Consider the following 7,630-nt stretch of genomic DNA (forward strand, 5'->3'; position numbering starts at 1 on the left):
TGGTGTCGGGACGGAGGCGCTGCACCAGATACATCAGCACACCGCGAACCTCCTTCATGCGGTTGCCGATTTCGACATGGTCGTTGGGAGCGAGAGGGGCTGGAGGCGGAGTGTATTTCACCGAATGCCCTCCTGCTGCTTGATCCAGGCCAGCAAGGTGCTCTTGCGGGCGCAGACCACGTTGCCGATGCGGAAATGGGGCATGCGGATCTTGGCGTCGCTCGTGTAGTAGTAGATTTTGCGGCGGTGCTTGGCCGAGCCGAAGACGAACTCGGCGATAGCGTCGGCGCCACGCAGCAGGTCGTCGGCCAGCGGCAGGCAAAGCTCTCCCGTGGCGGGCTGAACCCGCGCAGCTTCTGTCATGTTTGATCTCCTTCGCTCTACTTCCGGGCGATCAGTTCGCCGATGCGGGCGATGCCGGTGAAGTCAAGTTGCGTCGATTTCTTGAAATGTTGCGACTTGGGTTGCAGGGTCGGGTGGGAATAGGAGTACTGGAAGCTAGTCTGGCGCTCGCCGATCATTGGAACGTCGGCTAGGTTGATGTCGAAATAGACCAATGCCTGGTAGTCGTCGCAGTCGAAGTAGATGCTGGAATTCCGCGTCCTTTCCTCGAACATGGCGGGGTCCAGGGTCGCCAGTTCGAGGACGCCGGTCAGCATCTCGACGAAGGTGTGTTCCCGATCCAGCAGCACTGGCAGAATGCCGCGAAGGCGAGCCAGCATGTCGGGTGAAGCATTCTCCTGCACCTTGTCCACGTCGGCTTTGAAAACGTCCATATTGCCGATGTGCTTGAGGATGGTTACCGCTTCCTGGGCGATGCCGTTGTTCAGGATGGCCACCAGCAGGTGGGCCGCATCCCCGGCGGTCATGTGCGCGGCGCTCAGGCCACGACCGGATTGCGACAGGTACCCCGCCTCGCGGACGAAACGTGCGTGGCGGGTGACCGTGGCATGGTCGATGGCGGTGAGGGCCGCGATCAGATCGACGAGTTCGGCGGCGCGAGCCATACTGGGGGCATCCTCCTTTTTGATATCCCATTTGCTATCACGACTCATGACTTCCCGGCAAGCGCCATCTGCTGTAAACTCAAATGAAGGTCGGGAATGATCGGGAAGCGTTGGGAACCGCTGGAAATCATGGCCGGATCGAGGGCGTATGGACGACGTATGCGAAAAGGAGGAAGACCATGGCGACAATACGAAAGCGCAACCTGCCCAGCGGCGAGGTACGCTGGATGGTGGATTTCAGGGATGCGGCAGGAAAGCGCCGCGCAAAAATGTTCGAGCGCAAGCGGGACGCCGATGCGTTTCTGGTGGCCGCCCGTGCCCAGGTGGTCTCCGGCACCTTCGTCCATGACCGGGACACCGTCACCATGCGCAAGGCGACGGAGCACTGGCTGGAGCAATGTCTGGTCCGCCGCGATGCAGGCCAGCGGATGGAAGCTTCGTCCTATAAGAATTACGAGGGCAAAGTCCGCCTCCACATCCTCGACGAAGCCATCGGCATCGGTGGGATCAAGTTGGCGAATCTGGACACCACCGCCCTGGAGGCGTTCCGCGACCGCTTGCTGCAAAACGGGCGAACGGTCCTCATGGTCCGCTCCATCATGTCGGTGATCGGCTACATCATGAAGGCGGCCCGGAAGAAAAAATGGTGCACCCACGATCCGGTGGCCGACGTGGAAACCATCGCCGCCAGCCGCATCAAGAGCCGCGTGCATGTGCCGAGCGATGAGGACGTGGTCCGCATGATCGTGCACGCCGACATGCCGCTGAAGCCCATGCTGATGGTTTCAGCCTTCTGCGGCCTGCGGGCCAGCGAGTTGCGCGGGCTGACCTGGGACAACGTTGATCTCGACGCCAAGCTGATCAAGGTGGTCCAGCGCCTGGACTTCCGCAACGTGTTCGGCCCGCCCAAAACCAACGCCGGTGTCCGCGAGGTGCCCATGGCCGACGAGGTGGTGTCGGCACTGCGCGTTTGGAAATTACGGTCGCAGAAACACAGCCTGCGCTCGGAGCACAATTTCGTGTTCGCAACCCGCAACGGCACGCCGTTTTTCCACAGCGAAATCCTCAAGAGCTACTTCTATCCCATCCGCAAGCTGCTGGGGATCGAGACCCGCTGGCACGACCTGCGCCACTACGCCATCTCGTGCTGGCTGCGCCAGGGCTACTCGATCAAGGAGACTCAAGCCTTCGCCGGGCACGCCTCGGCCCAGATGACGATTGACAGATATGGACACTATCTGACAAAGGGTGACAGGCATTACGGAATGAACAAAATCGTACAGTCCGTATTGAAGCAACACAGCGGCAACACGGATGGATAATAGCATCCTTAAGTATTTGATGTGTTTGAGCTATTTTCTTTAGTTATTCACTACTACCACATCGATGGGGCGGCTGACGCTCAACATCCTGCTGTCCTTCGCCCAGTTCGAGCGTGAGGTGATCGGTGAGCGGGTGCGCGACAAGGTGGCCGCCTCGCGGCGCAAGGGAATCTGGATGGGCGGGCCGCTGCCTTTCGGCTACCGCTGCGCCGACCGCAAGCTGCTGGTGGTGGAGGAAGAGGCCGCCACCGTGCGAATGATCTTCGAGCGGTTCATCCGCCTCGGCTCCGCCACCCTGCTGGTCAAGGAACTGGCCGAGGAAGGCATCACCCGCCGGGGCAAGAAGCTGGACAAGGGCGGCCTCTACAAGATGCTGGCCAATCCGCTCTATATCGGCAAGGCGGTCCACAAGGGCGTGGCCTATGACGGAGAACATCAGCCGATCATCGACCAAGCCCTGTGGGACAAGGTCCGATCCGTCATGGAGGTGTCGCCCCGCACGCGGGCCTGCCGCACCAGGGCGCAGACGCCAGCTTTGCTGAAGGGGCTGATTTTCGCCCCCGGCGGCCGCTCCATGACTCCCAGCCACACCCGCAAGAAAGGGCGGCTGTACCGCTATTACGTCACCACCAACGTGATCAAGGAAGGCCCCGCCGCCTGCCCGGTTGGCCGCGTCCCCGCCGCCCAGGTCGAAAATGCGGTGATCGACCAGTTGCGCTCGCTGCTGCGCACCCCGGAGGTGGTGGTCCGCACCTGGAAAAGCGTCCGCGCCGAGGGCGAAACCATGACGGAACGCGAGGTCGCCGCCACTCTGGGCCAGCTTGATCCCCTCTGGGACGAACTGTTCCCCGCTGAACAGGCCCGCATCGTCCAGCTTCTGGTCCAGCGCGTCGATATCTCCACCGACGGCATCGCCATCGCGCTCCGCACCGAGGGGCTGGCCCAGCTTGCCGGTGAACTGAAACCGGCCAAGGGGCGGAGGGCGGCGGCATGACCACCGTGTTCGTGCCGATGACCTTCCGCCGCATCGGCGGACGCAAGCGGATCGTCCTGCCCGACGGCAGCCTGTACAACCCGGAAACACGGGTGCCGGTGGACAGCCCTATTGTCTGCTCACTGGCCCGTGCGTTCCGCTGGCGGCGCCTGCTGGAGACCGGGCGCCACGCTTCCATCAACGAACTGGCCAAGGCCGAGCGGGTGGACCGCGCCTTCGCCAGCCGGGTTTTGCGGTTGACCCTGCTGGCCCCGGACATTGTCGAGGCTATTCTCGCGGGCCGTCAGCCCGAGAAGCTCACCGTGCGGGCGCTGCTGGGGCCGTTTCCGGTGGAGTGGGCTGAGCAGCGGCGGATGTTTCTGGGCGACGGGTCGTGACGCCAATGGCGGAGCCATATGAGACACACTTGAAATGGTTGTCATACCCGTTTAAAGTATAGGAAGTGGGTCCCGTGACCGCTTTGGAGCGGTGAGCGGTTGTCATGCCCGTTTAGGAGCCGGACCATCATGATCCCTGCGGGCCAGGTTCAGAATTTGACTGGGTTGACAGCCAACCAACTGCGGGAATGGTCGCATCGCCGCGGCCTCATTCCGCCAGACATTGAAGCGGGTGGCCCTGGCCGCCCGGCGCTCTATGGCTGGCAAACCGTCCTGCTGTTGCGCATTGCCGTGGTTCTACGGGAGCACTTCAAGATTGAACTGCAAGCGCACAAAGATTTGCTTCATGCGCTGCACGACCTCTTCTCTGGTGTGCCATTCCCCACATTGCGCGGGTGTGTGCTTGCGCTTCGCGCGATGAAGCATGGCGAGCTATTGTCTGAAGGCCTCGTCCGTGTCGGCGGAGGTGATCCGGATACGTTGCTCCTGCGCCTCGACCCGCACCTGGATGTAATCGAAGCCAAATTCGCCCCACAAGATCAAAGCGGGCAGCTTCCACTGTTTCGAGCGGTGCGGATCCGATGAATGCACTAGCCTCAATCGAGCATGGGCTGCGCGGCCTGGGATATGGGGCCGGGGCGTTGCGTCGTGCCTATAGCTTCGCCGACGTTCTCGATCCCAGCGCTGAAACGCGAACAGTGGTGCTTGCCGCCTTTACCCACATTCCCGAGTCCTTCCGGTCTGCGGCCTTCGGCGTCATTCAGAATGAACCGGACAGCCCCGCGGCGATTATGGCCAATCGTGCGCTCGGAGCTCCAGTTTTCTTCTCTATCGATGGGGATGATGTCGGTGTATGGGCGGTTGGTGCGCGCGTGGCACCCCGACTCATCGAGCGCGTACCGGCTTCCCGGCTGCCCGACCTGTTTGCGCGCTATCGCGACAGTTGGACTCCGCAGGCGCTGCATCGGGCGAAGGCGGTGGGGCTTCCTCGTGGTCCGATCCAACTCGACTTTATCGATTTAGGCCTGCTTCCTGCCATTGAGCAGGAGGTCCAGCACAAGCTCCACGAGGCTATGGCAGAGGTTCTAGAACTGCTCCTGCCGCCTAACGCCGACCGTGACAGTGAGAAAGCTGCATTCCGACTGACCTTCCGCTTGCTCGCGGCCAAAATCCTAATCGACCGGGAACATCCTGCGGCCTCTGAGTGGGCGCAGGAGGACGTTAACGCCGTCCTGGACGGTATCCAGCGTTATTATGGTCTTCGGCTGCTCGGGACCGATGTCGCCGCAGTCGCCGCCGACAATATCGCGGCAGCTTGGGCGCGGCTACGAAGGGCGATTACGCTGCGCAACATCTCGTCGGATAGCTTGGCGTTTGTCTACGAGAATACTCTCGTCACCGCCGACACCCGCAAGATGTTCGGCACGCACAGTACGCCACGACCCGTAGCCGAGTATGTGCTCAGCCAAATCGATCTTTCCCGCTACGATCCAGAAACGGTGCGGATTGCCGAGCCCTTCGCTGGCGCCGGAATTTTTCTGGTTGCTGCGCTTCGCGAACTGCGTGATCTATTACCGCCAGATTGGTCGGCCGAACGGCGCCATCAGTTTCTGGTCGATCATATGGCCGGGGCGGAATTAGATGTGTTCGCCTGCGAGGTGGCGACGCTGTCGTTGATCCTCGCTGACTATCCCAACGCCAATGGCTGGCACCTTCGCTCTACAGATCTCTTCGAAAAGGGGGCGCTCGAAACGTTCCTCAAGGATGCGACCGTCATCCTCTGCAATCCTCCATTCGAAGATTTTACGGCCGATGAACGGCGCGAATATTCGGACGCCTTCGCCATTTCGCCATCCAAGGCAGTGGTTGCGCTCAATGCGGCCATTGACGCCGCGCCCGAAGCGCTCGGGTTCGTGCTGCCGCGTGGCGTTCTCCAGCAGACCAAATACAGCAAGCTTCGCAGGCGTCTCGCGGCCGCTTATGGTCGGGTCGAACTCGTCTCGCTTCCCGACCGTATCTTTGAAAAAGCGACCTATCCGTGCGCGCTCGTAATCGCGACTGACCGGCGACCAGAGGAGGATATTGCCAAGTCACTGCGGCTGAGTGCGAAAACGGTGACGGACACAGGGCGGGCGCGCTTCCTTTCGGACGGCGCGATTACTTCGTCGCGCCAGGCAGTGCGGGCGGCGCCGGAAGGAGACTTGTGGATCGGCGAACTGGATGCTCTTTGGTCCTATCTTGAGGACGCGCCCCAACTCGGCAATTATGCTGATATCTTCCGCGGGCTCCAGTGGCGGACCCAACGCGCTGGGGTGTTCTCCGAACCAGGGCCAATGCGCGAACGCGGAATCTACAAGCCGGCTGATAGCCTTGTTCCATTTCGCCTGATGAACCCGGTTTGGCTCAGTACGGATCCAACGCTCAACCTATATCCAGGCCCACTGACGCGCTCATGGGATAAGCCTAAGGTCCTGATTAACAATCAGCGCTCGTCCCGTGGGCCTTGGCGACTTGCTGCGGCCGCCGATAATAGCGGGCTTTGGGCCTCCCAGCAGTTCACCGGGATCTGGCCGACAGCCGACTATGACATTTATGTGCTCGCGGCGATCCTGAATGCTCCGCTCGCCAATGCCTTTGTCACCGAGCATTCGACTGACCACGATTTCACCAACGTCATGCTCGCAAGCCTGCCACTCCCGCGTTCGCTTGACACAGCGGCGCTCGGCGAGGCCGTCCGTGAATATCAATCGGTACTCGAAGAAAAGCAGCGCACACTGCTTCCCTTCGATGATGGTGATGCACGGCTGAATCGATTGCTCGTCTGGATCGATGCGCTCGTCCTCGACGGTTATGACCTGCCGCCGCGTCTTGAACGGCAGCTATTCGCCTATTTCGAAGGTCGCGAACGACCGACGCTTCATGATTTCCACGGCTGGCTACCAAAGGATCTGAAGGGTTATGTTCCCCTTCACGAATGGTTGACCCGGGACCATGCCCCCAACCGCGGTGCATGGGTGCTGGATGTCTTTAAGCCTGCACCCGATGAGGAGAATGACGCGCTTTTAAGGTTTCTTGCCTGATGGAGCAGATTCTCCTCGACACCAATTTCGTGTCCGTGCTGTTCGATCCGCGGCGGCCTAATTTCACCGCCGTACAAGCTCGCGCACAGGCATTTGCCCAAACAGACCTCGTATTTCTATCGGCAGTTGTTCTAGCAGAACTTCGCTATGGCATGGAGGCGGCTCAGCGCGTCGGGCAGGACATCTCCCATATTCGCCGAACGCTGACCCAGGCGGCGACCTACCCCCTGGCCGAAATCGGGCGCCATACGGCGGAAACCTATGGCGACGTCAAGGCGCGGTTGGCTGACCACTATCTCGATATCTCGCGCAGGGCGCCCAGGTGGCTGGAGAACTGGCAAGACCGGGCCTCCGGACAGATGCTCCAGGTCGATGAAAACGACCTGTGGATTGTCGCTCAAGCGGTCGAGCGCGATTATTTGCTGGTGACGAGTGATCAGCGCCTTGCCGATCGCTTCAGCCCTGCGATTCCGGAGTTGCGGCTGTCGGTCGTTTAAGAGGGGCGTGCTTCGCTGGAGAAGGCTGTTGATACAGTGAACAAGCTCCATTGCCGGACTCCGTCGGCCCTCCACGAAAATCGCCAAACCACATGGCGCAGCGATTTCGGGAATATCATTGAATTCCAGGAGGCTTCCCACCTGTTGATACGGAGGGGTGTGTCAATAGGTCTGGAGAGAAAGGCGCAGCAGAGAGAGAATTTGGCCGGTTTTCTCGAAGCTCGTGTCAGCGCCTCTACCAAACAAACTCGCGCGGAACCTTGGGATATCCAAGGCCGCGTCTTCGCGGTAGAGCCGGTTTGTCTGGTGAGATTGGCGTAGGAAAGGGAACCGCCAACCAACCCTCTCCACCA

9 protein-coding genes and 1 pseudogene are annotated in these 7,630 nt (G+C 60.8%); 7 read left to right on the plus strand and 3 right to left on the minus strand.

Annotated features, from left to right (window positions below; genetic code table 11):
- Positions 1-117 precede the first annotated feature (117 nt).
- Together MTBSS4_RS16040 and MTBSS4_RS16045 are read right to left on the minus strand one after the other, a co-directional pair.
- Positions 118-363, minus strand: a complete 246-nt coding sequence (locus tag MTBSS4_RS16040; RefSeq protein ID WP_173984414.1) for a hypothetical protein — start codon at positions 361-363, stop codon at positions 118-120.
- Positions 364-380: 17 nt separating this feature from the next.
- Entirely contained in the window at positions 381-1,007 is a 627-nt protein-coding gene (locus MTBSS4_RS16045) for a hypothetical protein (RefSeq protein ID WP_173984415.1), read from the minus strand.
- A 179-nt stretch (positions 1,008-1,186) separates the two neighbouring features.
- Between MTBSS4_RS16045 and MTBSS4_RS16050 the strand changes: the two genes are divergently transcribed.
- From MTBSS4_RS16050 to MTBSS4_RS16075, 7 genes and pseudogenes are all read left to right on the plus strand, one after another.
- Positions 1,187-2,329 (plus strand): site-specific integrase, encoded by a 1,143-nt coding sequence (locus MTBSS4_RS16050; protein WP_173984416.1) that lies wholly within the window; start codon positions 1,187-1,189, stop codon positions 2,327-2,329.
- 61 nt (positions 2,330-2,390) lie between these two features.
- Positions 2,391-2,489 (plus strand): annotated as a pseudogene (locus tag MTBSS4_RS22805) (recombinase family protein); the annotation flags it as partial.
- Between the two features lie 15 nt (positions 2,490-2,504).
- The gene (locus MTBSS4_RS22810) at positions 2,505-3,323 is read left to right on the plus strand and encodes a recombinase family protein (protein ID WP_368667799.1); all 819 of its coding nucleotides are present in this window, start codon (positions 2,505-2,507) and stop codon (positions 3,321-3,323) included.
- Entirely contained in the window at positions 3,320-3,700 is a 381-nt protein-coding gene (locus MTBSS4_RS16060; RefSeq protein ID WP_173984418.1) for a hypothetical protein, read from the plus strand. Before MTBSS4_RS22810 ends, MTBSS4_RS16060 begins: the two co-directional genes overlap by 4 nt.
- A gap of 129 nt (positions 3,701-3,829) precedes the next feature.
- Entirely contained in the window at positions 3,830-4,285 is a 456-nt protein-coding gene (locus MTBSS4_RS16065) for a MerR family transcriptional regulator (RefSeq protein WP_173984419.1), read from the plus strand.
- A complete protein-coding gene (locus MTBSS4_RS16070; RefSeq protein WP_173984420.1) occupies positions 4,282-6,780 on the plus strand; it encodes a DNA methyltransferase in 2,499 nt (832 codons plus the stop codon). The genes MTBSS4_RS16065 and MTBSS4_RS16070 overlap by 4 nt, the downstream gene beginning before the upstream one ends.
- A complete protein-coding gene (locus MTBSS4_RS16075; protein ID WP_173984421.1) occupies positions 6,780-7,277 on the plus strand; it encodes a PIN domain-containing protein in 498 nt (165 codons plus the stop codon). The genes MTBSS4_RS16070 and MTBSS4_RS16075 overlap by 1 nt, the downstream gene beginning before the upstream one ends.
- Positions 7,278-7,439: 162 nt before the next feature.
- Here the strand turns inward: MTBSS4_RS16075 and MTBSS4_RS22165 are convergent.
- Positions 7,440-7,630: hypothetical protein (locus tag MTBSS4_RS22165; RefSeq protein ID WP_217425562.1), on the minus strand; the 191-nt coding region annotated here is incomplete at its 5' end.

This window comes from Magnetospirillum sp. SS-4, from assembly GCF_902729425.1.
Taxonomy (GTDB): Bacteria; Pseudomonadota; Alphaproteobacteria; order Rhodospirillales; family Magnetospirillaceae; genus Phaeospirillum.